This is a genomic window from Comamonas brasiliensis, from assembly GCF_018292285.1.
Classification (GTDB): domain Bacteria; phylum Pseudomonadota; class Gammaproteobacteria; order Burkholderiales; family Burkholderiaceae_C; genus Comamonas; species Comamonas brasiliensis.
Map to the genome: position 1 here is coordinate 1,156,278 of NZ_JAANES010000001.1, position 21,829 is coordinate 1,178,106.

The window sequence follows — 21,829 nt, forward strand, 5'->3', positions numbered from 1 at the left end:
CCAGAAACGCTCGCTCACATCTCCGTTTGTAATCCGTGCCAAACGGCCTCCATGCGCCTTGATACTTGGGGCAAAGGAGAAAAAGGCCATGAATTCCCGCGACACCTACGACTCTCAGTCCCAAGCCACCGGGGAAGAGGGCAGCCAGGGATGGGATGCAATCGATAAGGCGCTGCAGACGGTTTATGGCGATCAGCAGCCCACCCATTTCGGCACGTTGATCAAGTTTCGTCTCGGGGGAGACGATCCGCTGGACGGCGTCAGCGTCTATCGCAGCGAGCAGGGCGTTCCGCACTGGCACTATGTCAGCTACGGCTTCAGCGATTTGTACGGCGACCTGGACGACAGCTACGACATTGCTCCGGGCAAGCCCAGCGGCTATGGTTTCGAGCTGAGCTTCAGATTGTTGCGCGGGGCCAACGAACAGGAAGCACCTAGTTGGCCTGTTAACTTTTTGCAAAATATTGCTCGATATGTGTTTCGTACCGGCAACGTGCTCGCCCCCGGGCACTGGATGACGGCCAATGGTCCGATCAAGGCAGATGCCGACACGCTGCTGACCGAAATGGGCTTTGTGCAGGACCCCGAGCTGCAGGCCATTCACACGCCTTATGGCGACCTGATGTTTCTGCAGCTGGTGGGGCTGACCAGCGATGAGTTGCGCGAGGTGCGTCGCTGGAATGTTCAGGGAGCGCTTCAGTCGCTGCAGAGCTATATGCCGCTGTGGATCACCGATCTGGCCAGGCCCAGCATGCATGATCTGCCCGATGTCCAGGCCGCCATCGACGCCGGCGCGGTGCGTGAAGGCTCGAAGACGGGCGTGCTCTACAACGATGTTCTGGGCTTCAGTCACCGCAAGCGCCTGCTGCGCAGCCCCCAGACCGTGATTCGCCTGGGCAGCCTTGGCGTGCGCGACCTCAAGGCTATGCTGCCGGCACGCCTGCCCCATGGTCGTCCCTTGATTCTGGCGGGCGATGGCTCGACGCTGGAGCTGGTGCCCGCCGGCGACAGTGAAGGGGGGCTGCTGGACTGGCATAGCGACCATGAGCTCAAGCTAAGCTTGACCCCGGCTCAGATGCAGGCCTGGAAGCAGGCCGTCAAGGGGCGCGACGGTGAGTACACGGTGCCCGGGCTTGATGGTCTGGTCTGGCAGGTCAAGAGCAGTGTGGTGACGGATAGTCAAGGGCGCGTGACCGGCAGGTACGAAGAGCGCTAAGCCGCAAAACAGCTGCAATCAAGCCATACGCGCGGTCTCGCGCAGCCCATGGACGTGCCTGAACGGGCGACTCGTTCTTCAGGGCAGCACTGCCAGCACGACCTGGGATGCCTTGAACAAGGCTGTGGCCGTCTTGCCAACGGCCAGGCCCAGGTTCTCGGTGCTTTCCTGCGTGACCATGGCCACCACCTGCAGGCCTTGAGCATCAATGGTCACTTCGGAGTTCACCGCGCCGGGCTTGATCCGGGTGATCTTGCCAGTGAGTTGGTTGCGTGCCGAAAAGCGTACGCCTTCGCAATCCGTCACCACCATCACGGAGGGCGCTTTGACCATGGCGATCACCGAGCTGCCGGCCTTCAGGCCCAGACTGACGGCGCTGCCATGTGTGATGGTGGCCACCAGTTCGGCCTGGTGTTCGGTGCGGATCTGGACCTCATCGGTAACGATGCCATGGCTGATATGGGAGACATGACCCCTGAACTGGTTGCGTGCGCTGCTTTGCATGAGGGCTTCCTTAAAATGCCGCTGGGAACTTGGACTTATTCTTATAGCACCCGGACCAGTGCAGTTAAACGTTGCGAGGGCCACGGCTGCTGCAACCTTGCCCATAATACTGGCTCTGATTTGGGTGCCTGAGGCCAAGAAATGAGTGATCTGAACATCGTGCAATGCACGCACGAACGCCACGCCGCTGCGATTTTGGACATTTTCAACGATGCCATCGTCAACTCCACGGCACTTTACGACTACCAGCCGCGCACGGCGCAAAACATGGTCAGCTGGTTCGAGGCCAAACGTGCGGGAGGATTTCCCGTCATCGGCATCGAGGATGCGCAAGGCCGGTTGCTTGGCTTTTGCAGCTGGGGCAGTTTTCGCGCATATCCGGCCTACAAGTACACGGTTGAGCATTCGGTCTATGTCCACCCCGAACACCGGGGCCGTGGTTTGGGTCAGCAACTGATGGATTTGCTGATTGCCGAGGCCAGGCAGCGTGGCGACGTGCATGTACTCGTCGGTGCCATCGATGCCGCCAACGCAGGCAGCATCGCGCTGCACAAGCGTCTGGGTTTTGAGTCCGTGGGCCTGATGCCGCAGGTGGGCTTCAAATTCGGCCGCTGGCTGGATTTGGCCTTCTATCAGCTCACGCTGCAGACGCCGCTGAATCCGGTGGATGGTTGATTGATCCTAAAAATATAGCATTCGGCGGCTGCCTACAAAGCGCTGCAGCGAGCCTTTCCTGAATGGACCGGGTTCCTGGATACATTTTGTGCCTCCAGAAAATGGCTACTCTCTTGTTTTCCCTGAGACCGATCGCAAGCTAAGGACTGGTATTTTGTCGCTTTGAAGGGGTCGCCGCCATGTGGAAACTGGGCCGTTTGCTGAGTCGCTTTCGCAAAGAACTGCTGCTTGCCTGGGCCGTGCTGCGCGACCCGCGCTCGCCCAGAGCCGCCAAATTCGCCACTGTGCTGGCAGCGCTCTACCTCATCAGTCCCCTGGACTTCGTGCCCGACACCATTCCTGTTCTGGGATGGCTGGACGACGGCTTGATCGGCTTTTTGCTGTTGCAACTGGCTTTCCGGCTTTTGCCAGCTGAACTGCTGGGCTCATTGCGCGAACGTGTGGGCGTCAAGGCTCTTTGAGAACCATGGCGACCAGCGCTGATACACCGGGCGCCGGTCGCTTTTTCACATGCCTGTCAGAGCTTAGATGCCCAGAAACTGAAAGGGCTTGGAGGGCTTGAATTGCGCCGTGGCATTGCCCGAATAGGTATGGCTCTGGTCGGCGCCCAGGTCCAGCTTCATGACCTTGCCGGTTTGCGCATCGAAATCCAGTGCCTTGAGATCGACCCAGAAGGTATTGGGTGTGAGAGCCGACTCGAAAAAGTACAGCTTGCGCTGGTGGTCAAACACCGTACGCCAGCGCGTGGACGAGATATTGGGCTGATCGGGAGTGCTGATGCCGTAGGGCACCGAGACATTGCGGATCACGCTGAACACGCTGGCCAGTGCCTTGTTGGGGTTAGGGTCCTTGGGAATTGCGTTCACATAGAACGAGGCCCGCGCAAAGCGATCGGCTGCGCGGTTGGTGCCGGGCAGCATGACCGTGCCGCCGATCTGTTGCCAGTAGCTGTTGAGCGCCAGTTGCTGGTCGAAGGTGGGCGAGTTGGTCATCACCTGGTACTTGCGGTCATGGTGAATGACCTGCTTGCCCTGGATGTATTCAACGATGGCGCTGTCGCCGCTGGCGTCCGACATGGACAGATGCAAGGTGGTCAGGCGGTTCTCTCCGGGCACATTGTCCGAGACGATGGTGAACGGCTCCTTCTCCAGCGCGGCCACGGCCTCCTTCACGGTGGCAAAGTTGTCCAGCACATATTGTGCCCAGGCGGCAATTGTCAGCCCCGGTTTGCTCTTGGCATCAAAGCTCGGATACTGGGACTCCACCAGCCAGAGCAGATTGGCGTTGAGGCCGGCTTCGTTGACACCGTCGGTGGTCGAGATGTCATAGCCCGAAGTGATGACGCTGCCGTATCTGGACTTCCAGCGCAGCGTGTTCTGACCGGTCTGGCCGTTGCGCTCCATGCCGCGCGGCAGTACCCAGAGATTACTGACAATGTCGCTTTTCCAGTCCATGGAGCGGGCCGTCATGATCTGGCCGTCCACACCGTGGTAGACCAGCCGGGTGCAGGCCCAGGCACTGGTCGTGGCGGCTGCAGCGGAAGCGGCGAGCAGCAGGGTGGCCAGCAGGGGGCGCATGCGCGGCATTCTGTTTTTCATCAAATCTACTCCTTGTACTGTAAGCATGAATTCGACGGAAGTGACTGCAGCAGGGCTCCAGCTTGGCAGGGCCCGCAGTCCCAGGCGCATAGCCTAACCTAGCTCGGCAAGCTCTGCGGCGGCGCCGGTCGGGCACGCCCAAAGCAGCTGGCATACTGCTTCCATGATGCCAAGGCCTTTGATGACTGTTGTGCTGCTGGCGCTGACAGCGCTGGCAGCTTGTGACTTTGCCGAGCCGCCAGCGCCGCTGAGCCGGCAGGCGCAGGCCACGCGGGATGCGCCGCCGGAGCAGGTCTTCAAGGGCGTGCTGGCAGGCCAGCCGGTGTTCCTGCTGGTCCATGACTGCGAGGTCTTTCTCGTGGAGTCTCTGGAAAAAGACGAAGTCCGCTGGGAAAAGGTATTGGCTCCCGAGCCGTATCCTTTCTTCACCTCCTGCCAGCGGCAGTCCATCCGGCATGAGGCCGGCGTGCTTTCGGTCACGCTGGGGCGCATGGCCTTTGGCGCAGGCGGTTGCTGTGCCACAGGAGGCGATTACCGTTCGACGGACGGCAGGAACTGGAAAAAGACCTCCTGAAGCTCTGAAGTCGAAACCAGGGGGCCAGGTGCGAGCCCGCAGGCTGGATGCGCAGCGTGCGGACCGAGCCGGCTCCAGCGGTCAGAGTGCTGTCAATGCCCATGTCCCGGCGGCAAAGTTCAGCTGGTGCGTCAACTCCAGAGTCTGAAGCAGCATCGCATCGTGCGAGACGATGAGCAGCGTGCCCGCGTATTGGCACAACATGCTTTCCAACGCCTGCAGGGACGGCAGATCCAGGTGGTTGTCGGGCTCGTCCAGCAGCAACAATTGAGCTGGTTGGTCGCGGTAGAGCGCGCAGGCCATGGCAGCCTTGAGACGTTCACCTCCGCTGAGCTGCCCGGTGGGCTGGTCGACATGGCGCGCGTCCAGCCCTAGCTGTGCCAGGCGCACGCGCTGCAGCGACTCGGGCGTGCTCGGACTCGCGGCCAGCAACTGGGCCAGTACCGACGATGCGGGTTGCAGCAGGCTCTGATGCTGGTCGAGCACGGCATGCGTCACATTCAGCTTGCATTCGCCCACCAGCGGCTGCAGCTGAGCGGCCAGCAGTTGCAGCAGCGTGGACTTGCCGCAGCCGTTTGGCCCGGTGATGGCCATGCGTTGACCGGCGCGCAGTACAAGGCTCAGGGGTGAGTGCCTTGCCACATGAGGCAGTTGTACCTCGCGCAGTTCAGCCACTATGCGATCTCCGAGGTTCGTCAGTCCCTGCGGCAGATGCCAGTGAATGCTCTCGGCCTGCCAGTCCACCTGGCGCTGAAGCGCCAGGGCGGCCTCGCGCACGCTCTGGTTCAGGGCTTCACGCGCTGCGGCCTGCTGAGTCGCCAGCTTGCCGCCTGAAGCTTGGGCGCGCTCCTTGCCTGCGTCCAGCAAAATCTTGGCCTGGTTGCCGTTTTTGCCCAATTTTTCACCGCGTGCCTGCCTGCGACTCTGACGTTCCTGCTGCGTGCGCAAGGCCTGCTCGGCGCGGCTGCGCTCCAGCTTGAGTCGTGCCAGTTCGTCTTTTGCATTCCGGCTTTGCTGTTGTTGGACTTCTCTGTAGAAAGAGTAGTTGCCGCCGTAGATCATGATTGCGTTGGCGCTCAGTTCCGCCACGGAGTCCATGACTTCCAGCAAGACCCTGTCATGGCTGATCAGCAAAAGGCCGCCGCGCCATTGCCGCAGCTGCTGCGCCAGGGCCGAGCGGCTGGCAGCATCCAGGTGGTTGCTGGGCTCGTCAAGAATCAGAAAATCGGCCTGGGCCAGCTGTGCGCCCAGCAGAGCGACCTGCATGGCCTGACCGCCGCTGAGCTGGCTGGCAGGGGTTTGCGGCGACAGCCGGGGCAGGCCGACCCGCTCGAGCTGCGCCTGAAACTGCTGACGTATATCCCAGCGCTCGGCCAGCAGTTCGAAGTCGCTGGCTTCGCAACTGCCTTGTTCAATACGCTCCAGTGCCTGCAGTGTGCCGCTCAGGCCTGCGAGCGCAGCAAGGTTCAGGTCTGGACGGGACGCCAGCGGGTTCTGCGGCAGATAGTGAATGCGGCCCGCACGCGTCACGCTGCCGCTACCAGGGGACAACTCTCCAGCCAGGATGCGTGCCAGCACGGTCTTGCCCACGCCATTACGGCCCACCAGCGCTGAGCTCAGAGAGCCGAAGTTGCAGCACAGATTGGAAAAGAGTGGCCGCCCATTGGGCAGCGTGTAGGAGACGCCATGCAGCGTCAAGCGAGCTTCTGTCATAGAACCATGCGATGGGTTGATGCCGAACATCCCCAGCTGCGCATAACGGTGGCAGCGAAAGGAAGAAGGGATGGTGGCCGTCAGTCAGACGGCGGCATCAATGGCGCATGGGTGAAGAGCCTCGTTGGAAGGTGAAAGAGGTCGATTTTAAGCAGTGCGGTGCTCAGGTCAAGCAAGGCGTGGCTGATTGCCGAATTCAGCCAGCACTTTCAGCACGCTGGCGATCGCCGGGTTCAGGGCTGGCAACTGGCGATGGGCGATGGCCATGGGGCGCATCAAGGTGGGCGACAGATGTCGTATCTGCACGCTGCTCAGTTGTTGCTGCTCTTCCATGGCCTCCAGCGGCAACAGCGCCGCAGCCTGACCGGCTGCCGCCAGGCTTTTGAGCGCTTCGGTATAGGTCAGGGCGATGAAGGGGCGAGGGCTGAGGCCGGCCTGGCCGAACCAGCCGGCGATCAGGCCGTGCATCTGCGTGGCGGAGGCAAAGCAGGCCCAGGGGCGGCTTGCCAGCCATTCGGGGCTGATGCGGTCAGGGACCGTCCAGGCTGCGGGCAACAGAGCCACCATGGGATCGTTACGCCAGGGCGTGAGCGTGATCTCTGCCGTCTCAGCCTGTGGGCTGGCGACCAAGCCGATATCCAGCGTTCCGGCCTGGAGGCGTTGCATGGAGTTGGCCGAGCCCACCGCCTCCAGCCTGATGTCTATGCCGGGGCTGTGACGACTCAGGGCATCGAGCATCAGCGGAAACAGCCGGATGTTGACCCCGGCCGACACGCCTACCTTGACCAGGCCGGCGCGGCCGCTTGCATGGCGCTGCACCTGATCGATCAGGTCGTCGCCGGCCTCCAGCAGCTTGCGTCCTTTCTGCACCAGCACCTGGCCGGCCGACGTCAGTTCTGCCTGGCGCCTGCCGCGCAGCAACAGCGTGGCGTTCATGCGTGTCTCCAGCTCCTTGATGTGCAGGCTGACCGTGGGTGGCGCCAGATGCAGCGCCTGGGCTGCCGCGGCAAAGGTGCCGAGATCGGCGATGGCAATCAGCGTCTGCAACTGGTCGAGATTCAGGTTTCGCATGGGTATTGCATCAGATTTTCTGAACTGAATGGTCAGATCATTCAACTTTACAGATGTTTGGCGGACAAAGACCATTGGCCGACCATGAAAAATCATCGAATTGAACACCCTGGTATGGGCTATGACGCGTTGGATGACAGGACTGCAGCTGGGCTCACGCACGGGCTTGAAGCGGCAGGATCCGGGCAGGCCCGCGCAGGAGGCTGGCTGGCACAAGTCCGGGATTGGCTGGAGCGAGCAGAGGCGCGAGTGATGGTTGGGTTCAGGGTGCCTCCGAATGGCGGCTGAAGATTGCGGTACGGCTTTCAAAGGGCTGCCGCTTATGGCAGAAGAGTGCAGGCGATGACAGCAATCCTCTTGTCAGCACCAGGTCGGCGTTACATTGCGGGTTGCTGTTTCAGAGAGTCTTGGAGAGCTTATGTTGCTCAAGCAAATTCAATCCGTTGTGCTGTTCGTCCCCGATATCGACGCTGCGGCCATCTGGTATGCCGAACTGTTTCAGGTGCAGGTGCAGTATGAGAATCATCACTATGCGTTCATCAGCACGCCGGCATGTCTGATCGGATTCCACCCACTTGATAGCAAGTGCCCTGGCGGAGCCGGTGGGACAACCGTTTACTGGGAGGTGGACGATCTGCATCTGGCGCGGCAGGAACTGGAGCGACGAGGCGCAGTCTTGTTCCGTGGCCCGATCGTTACCAGTCTTGGCGCTGTTGTGGCCATGTTGCTCGATCCGTTTGGCTGCACCATAGGTCTGAATCAGGCTGGCAGTCAGCCGGGACAGCCAATCCAGAGCTTGCCGGAGGCCAGCTAGCAGCTCAGACCCAGGCTCGAGCGAATGCGCAATCAAGCCTGGGGCGAGTGGGGTATCAATCTGCCGTGTTCAGCCTGACTCAGGACGGGGCAGGCGCAGTGTCAAAATATAGACATTGTTTGCTTTTCTTCATGAGGAATCGATGCGTGCATTGGCGGAGCTTCTGGAACGTAACGAACCGGCTTTGCCGCTGATTCAGGCCTGGGCGCAGGATGCGAGCATTCCTGTGGAGTGCCTTCCTTCTTCGGCGCAGAGCGACTCCGTGTTGCTGGCATTGCAGGTCACGACGCGCTCGCCGCTCGGGGCAGTCGCACATGGAACCGGCGGAATCCTGGTTGACGGAGGCTGGCTCAGGATGCTGGGTTGCGGGCATGCCAGGCTCACACGCGATCTCGCGAGCTGGAATCGCGGGCGTAGTAGTGGGTTCTTGTTGATTGCCGACGATGCGGTGGGCGGATTCTTTGCGATCAACGGCGGAGCGCTCGGTGAAGATCTGGGTGCTGTCCATTATCTGGCTCCGGATACCTGGGTCTGGGAGTCCTTGGGGATCGGGCATACGGCATTCATGCAATGGGCTTTCACCGAGCGGCTGCGCGATTTCTATCGAGACTTGCGCTGGGAAGGCTGGGAAACCGAAGTGGCCGACATGGGCAATGACGCGTGCCTGAGTTTTTATCCCTTTCTTTTCACGGAACAAGGCAGTGTGTGTTCGAGCGCGCGCAAACCGGTGTCTGCGGCCGAGCACTATGCTTTCATGAGCCAGAGTGGATTGCCAGACCTAGGCTGATCCGAGGCAAGCGCCGAGGCAGCTGGCTTTTGATCCATTGAGCGGCCAGCTTCAATCGATTGTGAAGCGGCAAGGGGCAACCGGTTTGCTGGCCTGCGCTGCGCATCATAGGCTAAGGCTGGAATCAGCGTTTGCCGGACCCCGTTCCACCACCATCAAGTGCAGCCGCCATCTCGACCAGTTTGGCAATCGTGTTGAGATTTCTGGCCGTACCTGAGGCCGCTGCAGGGATCTTGAGTCTGGAGTTGCCCATTCCCGCACCGTAAGCCACATAGATTTCACGGCGACCCAGTTGCAGTTGTTCGTCGTTGCGACCCTTGATCTGGGACAGCGCGTCTGCAGGAGGTGTCTCCTCAAGAAAGATGGCGACAGCGCGGTTGCCCGGGGACTCGGGAAAGGGATTGGCCTCCAGCACCTGCGTCATCTGCTGGAGCGTACGCACAAAGACTTCCATGGGCTTTCCCGCGTAGCTGGCCGGCCGACTTGAGTTGCTGTGCAGAGCAATCTGCTTTCAGCACCACGTTGCCACTGGCGATATAGGTCTGTACCTGTGTAAAGCCTTCGGCCTCGCACATGGACTTCAACTCCGCCATGGGAAGTTTGCCGGTTCCGCCGACATTGACGGCACGCAGCAGAGCGATATAGATGGGCATGACCGATACCTTGGCGGGATCTCGAAGGAGTACACCAGCCTGCAAAGGTGGGTTCGCACGATGCGAAGCAAGGGCGCTGGCGGAGATGCTAGCGTATCGCAATAGCTGGCGAGACCTGGCAGCCGGGCCTCGGATTTCACGTGAGATGCTGAAACCCGAGCAAGAGCTGAGCCGAAGCCAGCCTGGCGTCGGCGAGGCAGGGCCTCGGCAACAGCCTGCCATTGCCAATGGTGGTGGCAGGCCTGCCGATCACAGCCTCCGGGATTGAATGGTCATCAATTCGGGTAGAGGCTTGCTGTCTGGCTGGACGTAGTTGCCTGTTCAGGCCTGTTACCGGAAGCCACCGGAGCGGGGCTGGCCTGCGCAGATGCATCTGGCCCATAGTGGTTGCGGCGCTCTTCTGCGGTCATGGACTGAGGACATTTGGAGCCCGTGATCTCCAGGGCCATGCGAGCGGCAGGGTCCATGCAGTCCATCGCCAGTGAAGCTGCCTTCATGCCCTTGTTCCAGAGCTCGCGGCTCATTTTCAGGCGCGTGCAATGCTCGTCCGTCCAGGTCGAGCCGAAGCTCACGCCAAAGCCGGGGCCGTTGGCACTGCCGCTGCTGCTGCCCATGCAGGTGTCGTTGCTGGTCGTGAGGTTGGGGCCGCTCACGCTGGGTACGTTCTTCACGGTGTAGCTGCCGCTGTACTCGACGATATTCCTGGATGTCCCGGATACGCTGCTGTTCAGATTCTGGGTGGTTGTGCCGCTGGTCGTTATGTTTTGATCCGAGCTTGAAGTGGAGTGGCTTTCGATGCTGGATACCGATCGGCTGTCCGCTGCAGCAACCGGATTGACGATGGTGATGGACTGATTCTGTTGCGCTCCCACGGCCGAGGAGCTGGAGAGGCTTTGAGCACTGCTGTCGGCGCTTTGCGCAAAACCGCACACAGGGACACAAAGGCTTAGCAAGGCGATCGAGGCTTTCATGCTGTTTCTCCCTTGACCCCGAGTCTTGACTTGGTAAGCCTCGACTCGGGGGCAATACAACTGGGTTCGCGGACCTTATTTAGTTGGCTGCCGAGTTGGCCCATCCATAGGCATTGCCCGAAGTGCCGCCGCCGTTGGAGCCACCGATGGCGTTGCCCAAACTGAAGCCGGTCGTTGTCGCATTGCCGACGGAGGTCGCACCAGAGTTATTGCTGGTCGAGGTTCCGCCAGGGCCCGAAAGCGCCTGCGAGTTCGCGCCAAAGTAGGAGTTGGTATGGGCCGTGCTGTTCACCGCCGCGATGCCGTTGCCCATGGACGCGGTGCCAGCGACATTGTTGGTGCTCGAGTTGGCGTAGCCTCCCGCGCCCCCGCTGACCAGCTTGCCGGGAGCCTGGCCCTGGTAATTGCTGCCCACATCCGAATGTGCGTTGGCATTGGTGGCTCCATAGCCTCCCGCAACGCCGCCCCCGGTGGTCGCCGCAAGGCTGGTGACGGTTCCCGTGGTGGAGGCGCTTCCGCCGACACTGGAGTGTCCTGCAGCCATGGGTCCCCAGGAACCGCTCATGCCGGTACTGTTCCCAAAGCCGCTTGCTTGAGCACCTGCCGTCGCGCTATTGAAGCTCACAGCACTGCCTGTGCCTGAGCTCCCGGCCGAGGAGTAAGTGCCCGACGAGGCATTGGTCCCCGTGTTGGTTGCGGCAAGGCTGGAACTGCTGGCTGTAGCAGATGCCACACCAGCCAATGCAACAACCGCCATGACAATCAAAGACTTCTTCATGATCATTCCTTTGAATAGCCAGTTCTCGGACAACCGGGAAATTTCCAAGCGAAAGACCATTTGCCATAGCCCAATGATCAGTGCCAACCGCGATTACGTTTTGGCCTGGCACATGTTGTTCCAAAACGTTCCTTCGGTTAATGGCAGTTTCAATAAGCCGGATGAAAACAGAAATACCTTGTTTGGGCATGCGTCGAGGCCCTTTCAGGTAGGTAGTGCTATTTTTATAATTTATTGAAATTCAGAACTTCATTGCTATCAACAATGAAGCGTAAATGAGTATTTGATGCATTGTTTTTAATTGTAAATTTCAAAACAATATGACCATTGAGCTGCAGAGTCATCTTTGGGTAAGTGCTTCCAGCCAATGGGGGGGAGATTTATTATTCTTTTGGTTTAAATACCCTTTCTAAGTGGTTTTTAATTGTAAATATTGTGCAATTAAATGCCGTTGACCATTATTTTTTTGAATTCATGTTCAGTTCCTCCGAACTTTCCGGAACCAGAATACGAAAGACGGCCTTACCGGAATAACGGATATGGCTTGCCATGTCCCATATCGGGCTGGGTCTGATCCGGCTTCGGTATTTATCGCATCCCCCAAATAGCGACGCGGCTTGCCGGCAGCTCTCCCTGCGCAGATGCGAGCGATGGGATTTCGCGTTCCGATCGCCCGCCAGAGCTTCAAGCGGTCATCAAGCTTTTCGCAGCTTCACTGGCAGTCCTTGCCTGACCACTGCCCCCGATACCCAGTCGATCCAGACATTGTCCTTTTCCGGCCGGGTCGGATCGGCAAAGCCCAGAGCATTGAGGTTCACACCATTGCCATGCTGCGGGTTGGCATGGGTGGGCCGGCCGTCCACCTTGTGGGCCACGGTGCCCAGTTGCTTGTGGCCATAGCCATGCTCGATAGCGATGGCGCCTGGCGCAATACCGGCGCGCACCAGAGCGACTGCTTGAAGCTTGCCGCCAGGGGTGCTGATTTCGATGGGGTCGCCGTTGGCGATGCCCAGCTTTGCCGCGTCGGCCTTGTTGATGCTCACAGGATTGTGCGGGTGCACCTGGCGCAGGCGCGAGGCGGCAATGGACATGCTGCTCATCAGGTTGGACTTGTAGCTGGTCATGGTCAGCGGCCAGTCTTGCTCGGTGAACACGGCACGCATATCCGATCCATCGGCTAGGCGCGCGGGATACCAGGTGGGGCAGCCGCTGTAACGCTCGCCGGTCATGGAGTGGCGCATCCTGGACAGACCTTCGTGCCAGAAAGTGACCGGAAACTTGGCCTGAAGCTTGAGCTGGTCGTCCTTCCATGCATCTTCGACCTTGTCAAAGCGACCGCCACGACTCATGACCATCGCGACGCGTCGCACTTCCTCCGGGGCGACACGCTTTTGCAGCGACGGCATCCACTTGTCGAGGCCGGTGATGGCGATGTCGTCATCGCTGGCTTCGGGCACGGGCTTGCCGGCCTGGTAGGCGATGTTGCACATGCCGCGCAGATAGAAGTCTTCGGCGTTTTCCAGATCGAGCGGCTCGCCGTCTTTGGTGGACATGGCATTCTTGCCAAAGCCGGGCAGGCGCAGCTGCTTGGCCACGGCAAAGACAAAGCTCTCAAAGCCGATGGGTTGGCCGTCTGCCGTTTTGGCGGTGGCGGCATCGACGGTGGGCCAACGCACCGTGCTGCTCTTGGCCACCACATCGGCCCAGGGTGCACCAATGCCCCAGCTTTCATAGGTGACGGTATCGGGCACGATGTAGTCGGCCAGTGCCGAGGTCTCGTTGATGAAGGGGTCGACCGAGACAAACAACGGCAGCTTTTTAACGTCCTTGACCGAATCGGCAAGCGCATTCTCGAAGCCGCACATGGCATAGATGGGGTTGCTGATGTGGTTGATCCAGGCCTTGACCGGGTAGGGGTAGCCCAGCATGCCGGCCGCCAGCATCTCGCTGGAAAGGCCGCCGGGCGCGGGGTACCAGGGGGCCTGGGCGGGGTAGGGGTTCTGGCCCGCTTCCTTCTTGCGCTTGAATTCGCTGGTCTTCTCGTAGGGGAACCTGGTGCGCGACAGGGCCACGCCCCGGGGTTTGACTGCACCTTCAAACTGCGCAAAGTTGTAGCGTGGGCTGGGGCCGAAGGGGCCAAATGGCCCTGCGTCCATGACCCAGCCGCCGCGTACGTTCAAGTTGCCGATCAGGTTGTTGAGCATGGCGATGGCATAGGCGGTGTAGAAGCCCGAGCCGTTCATGGTGCCGCCGTGGGAGTTGGCCACGGCTTGCTTGCCATGGCTGGTGAATTCGTGCGCCAGATCCTCGATTTCCTTGACCGACACGCCGCACAGGGACGCGTATTCTTCCAGCGTCTTTTTGTGCGCTTCGGTGCGCAGTTTGACAAAGGCGGTGCAGACAGCAACAGGAGTGGGCTCTTCGGTCGCGTCCGCAGTCTTTCGGGGCGTGAACTCGCGATCCACGATCAGCTCGGCGCTCTGGGCCACGGTGTGCGCGGCCAGCGATTCATCGGCCAGCTGCACCACATAGACATCCTCGGCGGGCGTTTTTTCATCGACCGGCTCAGGCGTGGGCAGACCGATATCGGCGCCGCGCAGGAACTGGCCATAGCGCGGGTGCCTGGGATCGTTGATCAGCAAGTGGGTGGCGTTGCTCCAGCTGGCTTCGCCAGCGGCAGCCATGGCGGCGGGGCCGGGCTGGGTCAGAAACTGCCTGTCATAGCGCTCGTTGTCGATGATCCAGCGGATCAGACCCATGGCCAGCGCCAGGTCGCTGCCGGGTTTGACGGGCAGCCAGCGGTTGTTGTCACCCGCGGCATGGCTGGACGAAGTGGGCAGCATGGGCGAGACCACCACGTATTTGTACGTGTTCTCGCCGCGTGAACGCGCCTCGGCCAGCTCGCGGCCCACGCGCTGGAACGGGTTGCCAGACTGGGCCGGCGAGGTGCCAATGAACAGGCCGAAGCGAGAATTCTTCCAGTCCGGCTTGCCGTGGGGCATGCCGGCCATATCGCCCAGGGCCGCCCCCGTGCCCACCCGGTAGGTCTGACCGCAGTAGGAGCCGTGGTTGGACACATTGATGGTGCCGAACGACTGTTTGGCAAAACGGTTGACCAGAGGGGTGCGGCCTTCGTTGGCGGCTTCCGTCACCAGCAGCTGGTTGGATTTGGGGCCGTATTCGGGGTTGGCTTCATCAATCAGCGTATTGACGTCGCGGATGGCGCGCAGACCGTCCACATGGCCTTCGCCGAAGAGATCGCCGCCTTCGCAGATTTCCTGAACCAGCTCTTCGAGCGTGATGCTCTTCCACTGTCCGGAGCCGCGTGGGCCCACGCGCTTGAGCGGCTTGAGAATGCGATGCGGGGCTTTTTGATGCTCGAGCATGGCCGATCCGCGCGCGCAACTGGTGGCGCGGCCTTCCAGGCCGTTGTCACCGCCCAGCATGGCATAGACCTCTCGCACCGGTGCTTCCATGGGGGCGGGGTGTGTGGTGGCCAGCGGGTGATAGGGGTTGCCGGCAATACGGATGATCCGGTTGTCGGCAGTATCTACGCGCACACGCACGCCGCACTGTGTCCAGCAGCCCAGACACGAGGAGGGGCTGACCACCTGGCCGGGCTGGGTCGTGAGTTTGCCGCTGACGGGATCGATGCGGAACTCTGGCGTCAGCGAGTTGCCGCGCGTGGCGCTTTGGGTGGATTTGCCCGAGCTTCCGGTGATCAGCCCCTTGGCTCCCTTGGCCACGGTTTCGCCATAGCCTGCAGCAAAAGCCGCCAGACCGCCTGCAACGGCACCGCCGCGCAGCAGCATGCGTCGGCGACCGGCATCTGTGCGACCGGCGCCGGTGCGGTCGGTCTCGACGTCTTGTGATTGTTCAGGGGGGAGTTTCTTGTCATTCATGGTCTTGCCCTTGGTATGGGGAAGGGCAAGCGCAGCAGTGTTTCTATGATATTGATAGCTGCAAGCGCTTGCTGGTATTGCGTTTTATGCGTATTTGGCTTGATTCTTAAACAGTGCTCGCTTGCTTGCGCACCGGGAACAGCTCCAGTGCCCAGGTGGCCATGGCGACCAGTGCCACGCACAGGCCGGCCACGCCCAGCATGCCCATCAGGCCGTCACCGCCCAGTGGCATGCTGTAGAGATAGAGGCCGGCGCCGAATTTGGGTACGCCTTGCACGCCCATGAACAGCGCCCAGCGGAAGGCCCAGGCCGATGCGGCCAGCCCTATGCCCAGCACCAGGGTGTAGCCCTTGGCTGCCAGACGATGCTCGCCACGCAGCAGGGCCATCACCACGGCGGCGCCAAACACGGCCGAGCCCAGCATGGAGATGCGCCAGACAGGGAACTCCTTGAACAGGCGCGTCGCCATATAGAAGGAAGGGCTCTGGCCCGCGATGCCGGCAATTCCCCAGGTCAGGGCACTGGCAATCAGGCCGGTGGCCAGCCACAGGCCCAGATGGCGCAGCCCTTGCAGGGCTGCTGCATCCGGCTGCAAGGCCCGAGGCAAAAAGCGGTACAGCACAAAGCCCATGCCCACAGTGGCCAGCCAGCCGCTGAGCGCCAGATTGATCGGTACCCACAGTGTGTTCCACAGTGGGCGCGAGCGGATGACCATGATTTCGGCGCCCGTATAGACCACGATGCTGAGCGTGGACAGCACCAGAACAGGCACCAGCAGGCGCATCCATTGCGGCCTGCCCATCCACCACAGCGCACATATGAGCACGCAAAGTCCGACAAAGCTGGGCATGAGCACGGCACCCAGGCTCATCCACGACCAGGGAGTGAGGTGGGCATAGAAATGCCAGAAGCGCGCTGGCTGGTGCAGATCGGCCAGCAGGGCGACAGGTGCGGCAATCGCGCTCATGGCCAACACCAGCACAGCCGTGGGCAGCAGGCGCTGGCGCAAGCCGTGGGCCGGGCCGAATGCGCAGGCCGAGGTCAGCAGCGCGGCCCCCGTGGCCACACCGACCAGAAAGAAATACTGCACGGCCCAGGGCAGCCAGGCCGCTTCGTAGGCCGGGGTCAGGAGTTCAATGATTTGCATGAGGGCACTCCTTTCATAGATGTTCGGCAACAAGGCGAACCGTGGCCTGGCCGTCCACGCCGTTCACGAACTCATCGGGCAGGCCGATGTAGAAGACATGCGGCTTGGTCTTCATGCCGGGTTTGAGGACCTTGATATCGTCCTTATGGGCATTGATGCGCTGGTTGATTTCGCTGTGCGCGTCGTTCAGGTCGCCGATCACGCGCGCACCGCCCACACAGCTTTCCACGCAGGCGGGCAGCAGGCCGGCTTCCAGGCGGTGTTCGCAAAAGGTGCATTTGTCGGCAGTCTGCGTTTCGTGATTGATAAAGCGTGCGTCGTAGGGACAGGCTTGCACGCAATAGCCGCAGCCCACGCAGCGCTCGTTGTCGACAAGGACGATTCCGTCGGTGCGCTGAAATGTGGCCTGCACCGGGCATACGGGCACGCAAGGCGGCTCGTCGCAGTGGTTGCACAGCCGCGGCAGACTGACCATGGCTGCAGCCGTGTTGCCGGCCTGATCGATTTCGTACTGCAGCACCGTGGTGCGGAACTGGCCGATGGGGGGCTGGTTTTCGACCGAGCAGCTCACCGTACAGGCCTGGCAGCCGATGCATTTGCGCATATCGACCAGCATGCCGAAGCGTTTGCCCTCCATGCCGGGGCGTCGTGCTGGCTGGAAGCTGGGGTCGCCGGGCAGCGCTGCGCGGGCGCTGCCCGCAATGCCTAGGCCAGCGGCCATGGCAATCAAGTCCTGCAGGAAACCGCGCTTGGTGGGCGCTGCCACTGCCTGCGCAGGTGTCCGGGTAATGGATGGAGTGCTGCAGGTGCAGGCCGAGCTGCTGGTTGAGCAGTCGGAGAGTTCTCGTTTCTGAAGTGGCATGGCCCTTCCTTTCATCGTCACACTGGCAACAGAAAACTCTGATGCTTTACATATAAAAAAGTATTAAAATAACTTCTTTTATATGAATATGACTATATGAAAGTCGCCATTTGCGCTACTTGATTTGAGTCAAATATTCGCTTTTCCGGGAGTTTTTGGACTGGAAGTCCTGCTAGGGCATGACTGCTCGACAAGCATGCCGGCGCTTCATTAATGAACTGTTAAGCAATCGATACATGGCGATCTGTAATCAGGTTTGCTGGCCTGCCGACGCTGAAGACGAAACTCCGTATCCTGCATGCCTGATGCAGCCCCGAATGCGGGGGGGCTGGCTGCCGCCCCGGGCAGCAGCGGTGCGGTCCGGCCCTTGAGCGTTTGTTTGTGGACCGGCATGAGGCAGTTTCGTTGCTGTCCGACAGTGCTGTGGGTACGCGAGTTTCTTGGAGGCGGTGTGTTTTCTGTAAGATGTTCACATGCTGCAGGTTTTATGAGCGGCCGGCCCCGATGCTTGCTGCTTCGCAGCTATCTTGGTGCACTGCCCAGTGCATGCGATATTCCAATTTCGTCACATTGAAAGGACCGATATGTCACGCTCTGTTTCCGACGCCGTTTCCACTGCCCAAGACGATCTGGAAAAACTGGTCAGCGATCTGCGCGGTCTGCTGTCTGCCCGTGAACTGGACAAGGTTCCCGAAATCAGCGCGCTGCGTCAGCGCATCGACGACAGCATGGCCAACGTGCGCGAATCTGCCGTGCGTGCTGCCCATGATGCTGCTCGCCAGGCGCGTGAAGCTGCCGATGTGGCCGATCGTTACGCTCATGACGAACCCTGGCGCGTTGCCGGTGCAGCGCTGGCCGTTGGCGCTCTGCTGGGCTTCATGCTGGGTCGTCGCTAAGCATTGCCGAGTTGCATAAGGACAAGTGCCTGTGAATCTGATTTCACTACTAGGTCTTGATTCCCTGATGGAGCGATGGCGCGCCAACCTGAACGAGGCAGCGATTGCTGCCGAAGACCGGGTTGATCTTGCGCAGCTTGAATGGCAGCAGCACAAGCGCAGCATGCAAGCGCTGGCGGTGCTGGCGATTGTGCTGGGCGCACTCACCGTGGTGGTGCTCATTGTCCTGTCCATGGCTGTGATCGTGCAGTTCTGGGACAGCGAGCATCGCCAACTGGTGGCGTGGCTGCTGGTCGGCGGCTGGGTTTTGATCTGGGGCCTGGGGTTGTGGCGTCTGATGGCTGCCGTCAGGCAACTGTCCAGTCCCTTCAGGCTGACACGGCGCGAGCTCAGGTCAGACTGGCAAGCGCTGAAGGAGAAGATTTAGCATGAATAGCGTCTCTCCCGACTCGCGATCTGCAGAGTTGGAGCCCGCCAAGCCTGCAGGCATGGATGCTCTGCTTTGGAATGAAGCGACCGCCGAGCAAAAACTGGTGCTCTTGCGCATTGCCAAGCAGCGTGCACGCATCAAGGCCAGAGCTGCTGCCAAGGCTCAGACGCTTGCCTTGCGCAGGTCAGAGGCGCCGCATGTGGACGCGGATGCTCCCTTGCCAGAGCGCCTGTTGTCGTTCGTGCGCCTGCATCCGCTGGCAACGGCCGCAGCGGGAGGCTTGCTCATGGTCCTGGGGCCGGGCAAGCTGATTCGCTGGGGCAGTGCTGCGCTGCCCTGGATCCTCAAGCTGCAGCAACGTACGCGCGGCTGAACAGTCCTGAAAAAACAGCCCGTCTGGTCTATGCCAGACGGGCTGTTTCCTTTTGGCGCGGCCAGCAGGCCAGGCCTCAGGCTCAGTGCAACTGCAGTGAAATTTCAGTGCATATGGGCGATGGCCTGGGCTGCTTCGGTGACCAGGTCAGGGCCGCGATAGATCAGGCCGCTGTAGATCTGCACCACATCGGCGCCCGCGCGGATCTTGCTCACGGCGTCAGCACCGCTCAGGATGCCGCCCACGCCGATGATTGGGAAGCGGCTGCCAAGGGCTGAACGCAGCTGGCGAATGATCTGGTTGCTGGCTTCGAGCACGGGCGCGCCAGACAGGCCGCCGGTTTCTTCAGCGTGCTGCAGACCCTTGACGGCGTCGCGGCTGATGGTGGTGTTGGTGGCAATTACGCCATCCATGCCGTGGCGCTCCAGCGTCGCTGCGATCACACCGACTTGTTCCTCATCGAGGTCGGGAGCGATCTTCACGAACACCGGCGTGCGCTTGCCATGCTGGCTGGAAAGCTGTTCGCGGCGATTGGCGACGGCACCCAGCAGCGCATCCAGCGCCTCGTCGCTCTGCAGTGCACGCAGATTCTTGGTGTTGGGCGAGCTGATGTTGACGGTCACATAGTCGGCATGAGGGTACACGCCGTCCAGCGCCTTGATGTAGTCGCTGGTGGCCTCTTCGATGGGGGTTGTGGCGTTCTTGCCGATGTTCAGGCCCAGCAGCATGGCACCGCCATTGTTTCCTGCTTTTGCGCGCACTTGGGAGCGACGCACATTGGCCAGGAACGCATCCAGGCCTTCGTTGTTGAAGCCCAGGCGGTTGATCAGCGCGTTCTTTTCCGGAATGCGGAACATGCGGGGCTTGGGGTTGCCGGGCTGGGGGCGGGGCGTGACGGTGCCCACTTCCACAAAGCCGAAACCCATGGCGGCCAGCGCATCGATGCAGCGTGCATTCTTGTCCAGGCCGGCGGCCATGCCGACGCGGTTCGGGAACTTGAGGCCCGCCAGCTCGATGGGGTCGCTGATCAGAGGGCGCGCCCAGGCTTTCTGCAACAAGGTATTTTGACCCTTGGCCATGAGATTCATGGTGAGGTCGTGGGCTGCTTCGGGGTCCATGCCGAAAAGAATAGGACGCGTCAGTGAGTAAGGAATAAGAGACATGGAGATAATCGCAGGATTACCTGGATTTTCCCTCATGACGACATCTGCTGCACCTCTTTCTCAAGATGAACTGAAAACTTTGGTCGGACAAGCTGCCCTGAAATATGTGGTCGCCGGTGAAATTGTGGGCGTGGGCACAGGCTCCACGGTCAACAAATTCATTGATGCACTGGCCACTATCAAGGATCAGATTCCTGGCGCCGTCTCCAGCTCCGTGGCCAGTACCGAGCGCCTGAAGGCCCTGGGCATCAAGGTGTTCGATGCCAATGAAGTCACCAGTCTGGCTGTCTATATCGACGGTGCCGACGAGATCGATGGCAAGGGCCATATGGTCAAGGGCGGTGGTGCGGCGTTGACGCGCGAGAAGATCGTGGCGGCGCTGGCTCAGCGTTTTGTCTGCATTGCAGATGAGTCCAAGCGCGTTCCGGTGCTGGGTAATTTTCCGCTGCCTGTGGAAGTCATTCCCATGGCGGCTGCCCAGATCGCCCGTCGCTTTGAAGCCATGGGCGCTGACGTGACGGCGCAAATTCGCATGAAGGATGGTGCGCCGCTGGTGACCGACAACGGCCAGCATATTCTGGATGTCCGCGGCCTGAAGATCGCCGAGCCGCTGGCCCTCGAGTCCGAAGTCAACCAGTGGCCAGGTGTGGTGACCGTCGGCGTGTTTGCGCACCAGAAGGCTGCGGTGTGCCTGCTGGGAACCGCTCAAGGCGTGCAGACGCTGGAATACTGAGCAGTCAGTCGCTGCCGGAAAGCCACCTGCTTGCGCAGGTGGCTTTTTTATGAAATTGATAGCTGCTAACGATTTATGGGTAAGCGTTAGAGCCTGATTTCATTCGAAATTTATGAGTCCTAGAAGCGCAGACCAGCGGGGTTGTCAGGCGTAGGGGCACCAGGGGCAGGGACTGCGGGTGTCGTGATGCGTGCTGCGGGACGCTCTGCAGGCTTGGCTGCTTCGGTTACGGCTGGTGCTGGCACGGTCAGGGGCTTGGCTGCGGGGGCTTTGTAGTTCTTCGGCAACTGAGGCTGCTTGGGGTAACCGGCAGCGCTCAGGTACTGGTCCCAGCTGTCGGCGCCAAAACCCTTGAGGTGTTGGTTGCCGATGGTGGCAAAGGGCAGGCTGTCCTGCCCGCTGAGCTTTTTGAGCGCCGCCACATCGCTGCTGGTGTCTATGCTGCGTTCACTGAACGGGATGCCGCGGTTTTGCAGATGAGACCGGGCCTCGTCGCAGGGCTCGCAGTCCTTGCCCGTATAGATCGTGACGGGGTAGCGGTTGGCAGTCTGGCGCAGCTCGTAGGGCAGTTGTGCGTTGGCCGAAGACGCAGAACCATCGGCGCTGCTCACGGCTTCGGTGCTGGGCTTGGCGTTGGGGCTGATGGCCCGGTCGGAATAGGTGACCCGCCCGTCGGGACCCACGCTGCGGTAGAGATTCTGAGCCGGGCTGACTCCGCTCGCCAATGCGGCAAAGGTGGCTACAAGCGTCGTCAGCAGCAGTGTGCTGCGGGACGTCGGTTTCTCGGCAGAAGGCCGGGCAATGAAAGATCGTGGCATCTCAATCTTGATCAATGAAGTGCAATGAGGAGGTCTGAGGGCGCGAGCGCCAATGGGCAGAGCATAGCCTGCATGAAGGTCTGTCTGCAGCCAGGCTCCGGTCTGTCTTGATCTGGTCCCGGTGCGCAAGTCAGCCAGTGTCAGTCTAGGC

At 60.8% G+C, this 21,829-nt stretch carries 22 protein-coding genes and 1 pseudogene; 11 read left to right on the forward strand and 12 right to left on the reverse strand.

Translation table 11 applies throughout. From position 1 onward, the window contains the following. Window positions 1-88 precede the first annotated feature (88 nt). Complete coding sequence (locus DJFAAGMI_RS05175; protein ID WP_211456196.1) at window positions 89-1,216, forward strand: suppressor of fused domain protein; 1,128 nt, start codon at window positions 89-91, stop codon at window positions 1,214-1,216. Between the two features lie 78 nt (window positions 1,217-1,294). Here the strand turns inward: DJFAAGMI_RS05175 and DJFAAGMI_RS05180 are convergent, their stop codons facing one another. Next, complete coding sequence (locus tag DJFAAGMI_RS05180) at window positions 1,295-1,720, reverse strand: TOBE domain-containing protein (protein WP_043007730.1); 426 nt, start codon at window positions 1,718-1,720, stop codon at window positions 1,295-1,297. Window positions 1,721-1,861: 141 nt separating this feature from the next. Between DJFAAGMI_RS05180 and DJFAAGMI_RS05185 the strand changes: the two genes are divergently transcribed. Both DJFAAGMI_RS05185 and DJFAAGMI_RS05190 read left to right on the forward strand, forming a co-directional pair. After that, complete coding sequence (locus DJFAAGMI_RS05185; protein ID WP_211456197.1) at window positions 1,862-2,395, forward strand: GNAT family N-acetyltransferase; 534 nt, start codon at window positions 1,862-1,864, stop codon at window positions 2,393-2,395. Window positions 2,396-2,574: 179 nt separating this feature from the next. After that, a complete protein-coding gene (locus DJFAAGMI_RS05190; RefSeq protein ID WP_211456198.1) occupies window positions 2,575-2,856 on the forward strand; it encodes a YkvA family protein in 282 nt (93 codons plus the stop codon). Window positions 2,857-2,919: 63 nt separating this feature from the next. Here DJFAAGMI_RS05190 and DJFAAGMI_RS05195 read toward each other — a convergent pair whose 3' ends face one another. Further along, entirely contained in the window at window positions 2,920-3,993 is a 1,074-nt protein-coding gene (locus DJFAAGMI_RS05195) for a linear amide C-N hydrolase (protein WP_211456199.1), read from the reverse strand. 181 nt (window positions 3,994-4,174) lie between these two features. Here DJFAAGMI_RS05195 and DJFAAGMI_RS05200 point away from each other — a divergent pair, with 181 nt between their 5' ends. Then, window positions 4,175-4,567 (forward strand): hypothetical protein, encoded by a 393-nt coding sequence (locus DJFAAGMI_RS05200; RefSeq protein ID WP_419095591.1) that lies wholly within the window; start codon window positions 4,175-4,177, stop codon window positions 4,565-4,567. A gap of 81 nt (window positions 4,568-4,648) precedes the next feature. Here the strand turns inward: DJFAAGMI_RS05200 and DJFAAGMI_RS05205 are convergent, their stop codons facing one another. Both DJFAAGMI_RS05205 and DJFAAGMI_RS05210 read right to left on the reverse strand, forming a co-directional pair. Continuing rightward, entirely contained in the window at window positions 4,649-6,280 is a 1,632-nt protein-coding gene (locus tag DJFAAGMI_RS05205) for an ATP-binding cassette domain-containing protein (protein ID WP_211456201.1), read from the reverse strand. A gap of 168 nt (window positions 6,281-6,448) precedes the next feature. Then, the gene (locus DJFAAGMI_RS05210) at window positions 6,449-7,351 is read right to left on the reverse strand and encodes a LysR family transcriptional regulator (protein WP_211456202.1); all 903 of its coding nucleotides are present in this window, start codon (window positions 7,349-7,351) and stop codon (window positions 6,449-6,451) included. Window positions 7,352-7,769: 418 nt separating this feature from the next. Here DJFAAGMI_RS05210 and DJFAAGMI_RS05215 point away from each other — a divergent pair, with 418 nt between their 5' ends. After that, window positions 7,770-8,165, forward strand: a complete 396-nt coding sequence (locus DJFAAGMI_RS05215) for a VOC family protein (protein ID WP_211456203.1) — start codon at window positions 7,770-7,772, stop codon at window positions 8,163-8,165. A 115-nt stretch (window positions 8,166-8,280) separates the two neighbouring features. Continuing rightward, the gene (locus tag DJFAAGMI_RS05220; protein ID WP_249333814.1) at window positions 8,281-8,952 is read left to right on the forward strand and encodes a DUF2625 domain-containing protein; all 672 of its coding nucleotides are present in this window, start codon (window positions 8,281-8,283) and stop codon (window positions 8,950-8,952) included. A 124-nt stretch (window positions 8,953-9,076) separates the two neighbouring features. Here DJFAAGMI_RS05220 and DJFAAGMI_RS05225 read toward each other — a convergent pair. From DJFAAGMI_RS05225 to DJFAAGMI_RS05235, 3 genes and pseudogenes are all read right to left on the reverse strand, one after another. Further along, window positions 9,077-9,605: pseudogene (locus tag DJFAAGMI_RS05225) on the reverse strand (DUF1697 domain-containing protein). Window positions 9,606-9,880: 275 nt separating this feature from the next. Continuing rightward, window positions 9,881-10,576 (reverse strand): hypothetical protein, encoded by a 696-nt coding sequence (locus DJFAAGMI_RS05230; RefSeq protein WP_211456204.1) that lies wholly within the window; start codon window positions 10,574-10,576, stop codon window positions 9,881-9,883. A 79-nt stretch (window positions 10,577-10,655) separates the two neighbouring features. Continuing rightward, window positions 10,656-11,354 carry a hypothetical protein gene (locus DJFAAGMI_RS05235; protein ID WP_211456205.1) on the reverse strand — a complete coding sequence of 233 codons (699 nt, stop codon included), beginning with the start codon at window positions 11,352-11,354 and terminating at the stop codon, window positions 10,656-10,658. Between DJFAAGMI_RS05235 and DJFAAGMI_RS05240 the strand changes: the two genes are divergently transcribed. Next, window positions 11,239-11,592 carry a hypothetical protein gene (locus DJFAAGMI_RS05240; RefSeq protein WP_211456790.1) on the forward strand — a complete coding sequence of 118 codons (354 nt, stop codon included), beginning with the start codon at window positions 11,239-11,241 and terminating at the stop codon, window positions 11,590-11,592. The genes DJFAAGMI_RS05235 and DJFAAGMI_RS05240 overlap by 116 nt on opposite strands. 457 nt (window positions 11,593-12,049) lie before the next feature. Here the strand turns inward: DJFAAGMI_RS05240 and DJFAAGMI_RS05245 are convergent, their stop codons facing one another. From DJFAAGMI_RS05245 to dsrO, 3 genes are all read right to left on the reverse strand, one after another. After that, window positions 12,050-15,256 (reverse strand): tetrathionate reductase subunit A, encoded by a 3,207-nt coding sequence (locus tag DJFAAGMI_RS05245; protein ID WP_211456206.1) that lies wholly within the window; start codon window positions 15,254-15,256, stop codon window positions 12,050-12,052. A 106-nt stretch (window positions 15,257-15,362) separates the two neighbouring features. Further along, window positions 15,363-16,403 (reverse strand): NrfD/PsrC family molybdoenzyme membrane anchor subunit, encoded by a 1,041-nt coding sequence (gene nrfD / locus DJFAAGMI_RS05250; RefSeq protein ID WP_211456207.1) that lies wholly within the window; start codon window positions 16,401-16,403, stop codon window positions 15,363-15,365. 13 nt (window positions 16,404-16,416) lie between these two features. Further along, window positions 16,417-17,265 (reverse strand): sulfate reduction electron transfer complex DsrMKJOP subunit DsrO, encoded by an 849-nt coding sequence (gene dsrO, locus DJFAAGMI_RS05255; RefSeq protein WP_349305216.1) that lies wholly within the window; start codon window positions 17,263-17,265, stop codon window positions 16,417-16,419. 584 nt (window positions 17,266-17,849) lie between these two features. Between dsrO and DJFAAGMI_RS05260 the strand changes: the two genes are divergently transcribed. From DJFAAGMI_RS05260 to DJFAAGMI_RS05270, 3 genes are read left to right on the forward strand one after another with little or no spacing between them, the layout of a single operon-like run. Further along, window positions 17,850-18,161 (forward strand): ElaB/YgaM/YqjD family protein, encoded by a 312-nt coding sequence (locus tag DJFAAGMI_RS05260; protein ID WP_003055367.1) that lies wholly within the window; start codon window positions 17,850-17,852, stop codon window positions 18,159-18,161. Window positions 18,162-18,192: 31 nt separating this feature from the next. Further along, a complete protein-coding gene (locus DJFAAGMI_RS05265; protein ID WP_472924643.1) occupies window positions 18,193-18,588 on the forward strand; it encodes a phage holin family protein in 396 nt (131 codons plus the stop codon). Window position 18,589: 1 nt separating this feature from the next. Then, entirely contained in the window at window positions 18,590-18,964 is a 375-nt protein-coding gene (locus DJFAAGMI_RS05270; protein ID WP_043007626.1) for a hypothetical protein, read from the forward strand. A gap of 104 nt (window positions 18,965-19,068) precedes the next feature. Here the strand turns inward: DJFAAGMI_RS05270 and DJFAAGMI_RS05275 are convergent, their stop codons facing one another. Further along, the gene (locus DJFAAGMI_RS05275) at window positions 19,069-20,127 is read right to left on the reverse strand and encodes a quinone-dependent dihydroorotate dehydrogenase (RefSeq protein WP_211456209.1); all 1,059 of its coding nucleotides are present in this window, start codon (window positions 20,125-20,127) and stop codon (window positions 19,069-19,071) included. Window positions 20,128-20,161: 34 nt separating this feature from the next. Here DJFAAGMI_RS05275 and rpiA point away from each other — a divergent pair, with 34 nt between their 5' ends. Continuing rightward, window positions 20,162-20,860, forward strand: coding sequence for a ribose-5-phosphate isomerase RpiA (gene rpiA / locus DJFAAGMI_RS05280; protein ID WP_211456210.1), 699 nt, complete (start codon window positions 20,162-20,164; stop codon window positions 20,858-20,860). Window positions 20,861-20,979: 119 nt separating this feature from the next. Here the strand turns inward: rpiA and DJFAAGMI_RS05285 are convergent, their stop codons facing one another. Beyond that, a complete protein-coding gene (locus DJFAAGMI_RS05285; RefSeq protein WP_249333817.1) occupies window positions 20,980-21,678 on the reverse strand; it encodes a glutaredoxin family protein in 699 nt (232 codons plus the stop codon). Between the last annotated feature and the right edge of the window lie 151 nt (window positions 21,679-21,829).

What these genes read in the sequence shown, in the direction of transcription:
- DJFAAGMI_RS05175 (WP_211456196.1), top strand. Translation starts at nt 89, where the DNA reads ATGAATTCCCGCGACACCTACGACTCTCAGTCCCAAGCCACCGGGGAA.
- DJFAAGMI_RS05180 (WP_043007730.1), bottom strand. Translation starts at nt 1,720, where the DNA reads ATGCAAAGCAGCGCACGCAACCAGTTCAGGGGTCATGTCTCCCATATC.
- DJFAAGMI_RS05185 (WP_211456197.1), top strand. Translation starts at nt 1,862, where the DNA reads ATGAGTGATCTGAACATCGTGCAATGCACGCACGAACGCCACGCCGCT.
- DJFAAGMI_RS05190 (WP_211456198.1), top strand. Translation starts at nt 2,575, where the DNA reads ATGTGGAAACTGGGCCGTTTGCTGAGTCGCTTTCGCAAAGAACTGCTG.
- DJFAAGMI_RS05195 (WP_211456199.1), bottom strand. Translation starts at nt 3,993, where the DNA reads ATGAAAAACAGAATGCCGCGCATGCGCCCCCTGCTGGCCACCCTGCTG.
- DJFAAGMI_RS05200 (WP_419095591.1), top strand. Translation starts at nt 4,175, where the DNA reads ATGACTGTTGTGCTGCTGGCGCTGACAGCGCTGGCAGCTTGTGACTTT.
- DJFAAGMI_RS05205 (WP_211456201.1), bottom strand. Translation starts at nt 6,280, where the DNA reads ATGACAGAAGCTCGCTTGACGCTGCATGGCGTCTCCTACACGCTGCCC.
- DJFAAGMI_RS05210 (WP_211456202.1), bottom strand. Translation starts at nt 7,351, where the DNA reads ATGCGAAACCTGAATCTCGACCAGTTGCAGACGCTGATTGCCATCGCC.
- DJFAAGMI_RS05215 (WP_211456203.1), top strand. Translation starts at nt 7,770, where the DNA reads ATGTTGCTCAAGCAAATTCAATCCGTTGTGCTGTTCGTCCCCGATATC.
- DJFAAGMI_RS05230 (WP_211456204.1), bottom strand. Translation starts at nt 10,576, where the DNA reads ATGAAAGCCTCGATCGCCTTGCTAAGCCTTTGTGTCCCTGTGTGCGGT.
- DJFAAGMI_RS05235 (WP_211456205.1), bottom strand. Translation starts at nt 11,354, where the DNA reads ATGAAGAAGTCTTTGATTGTCATGGCGGTTGTTGCATTGGCTGGTGTG.
- DJFAAGMI_RS05245 (WP_211456206.1), bottom strand. Translation starts at nt 15,256, where the DNA reads ATGAATGACAAGAAACTCCCCCCTGAACAATCACAAGACGTCGAGACC.
- nrfD (WP_211456207.1), bottom strand. Translation starts at nt 16,403, where the DNA reads ATGCAAATCATTGAACTCCTGACCCCGGCCTACGAAGCGGCCTGGCTG.
- dsrO (WP_349305216.1), bottom strand. Translation starts at nt 17,265, where the DNA reads ATGCCACTTCAGAAACGAGAACTCTCCGACTGCTCAACCAGCAGCTCG.
- DJFAAGMI_RS05260 (WP_003055367.1), top strand. Translation starts at nt 17,850, where the DNA reads ATGTCACGCTCTGTTTCCGACGCCGTTTCCACTGCCCAAGACGATCTG.
- DJFAAGMI_RS05270 (WP_043007626.1), top strand. Translation starts at nt 18,590, where the DNA reads ATGAATAGCGTCTCTCCCGACTCGCGATCTGCAGAGTTGGAGCCCGCC.
- DJFAAGMI_RS05275 (WP_211456209.1), bottom strand. Translation starts at nt 20,127, where the DNA reads ATGTCTCTTATTCCTTACTCACTGACGCGTCCTATTCTTTTCGGCATG.
- rpiA (WP_211456210.1), top strand. Translation starts at nt 20,162, where the DNA reads ATGACGACATCTGCTGCACCTCTTTCTCAAGATGAACTGAAAACTTTG.
- DJFAAGMI_RS05285 (WP_249333817.1), bottom strand. Translation starts at nt 21,678, where the DNA reads ATGCCACGATCTTTCATTGCCCGGCCTTCTGCCGAGAAACCGACGTCC.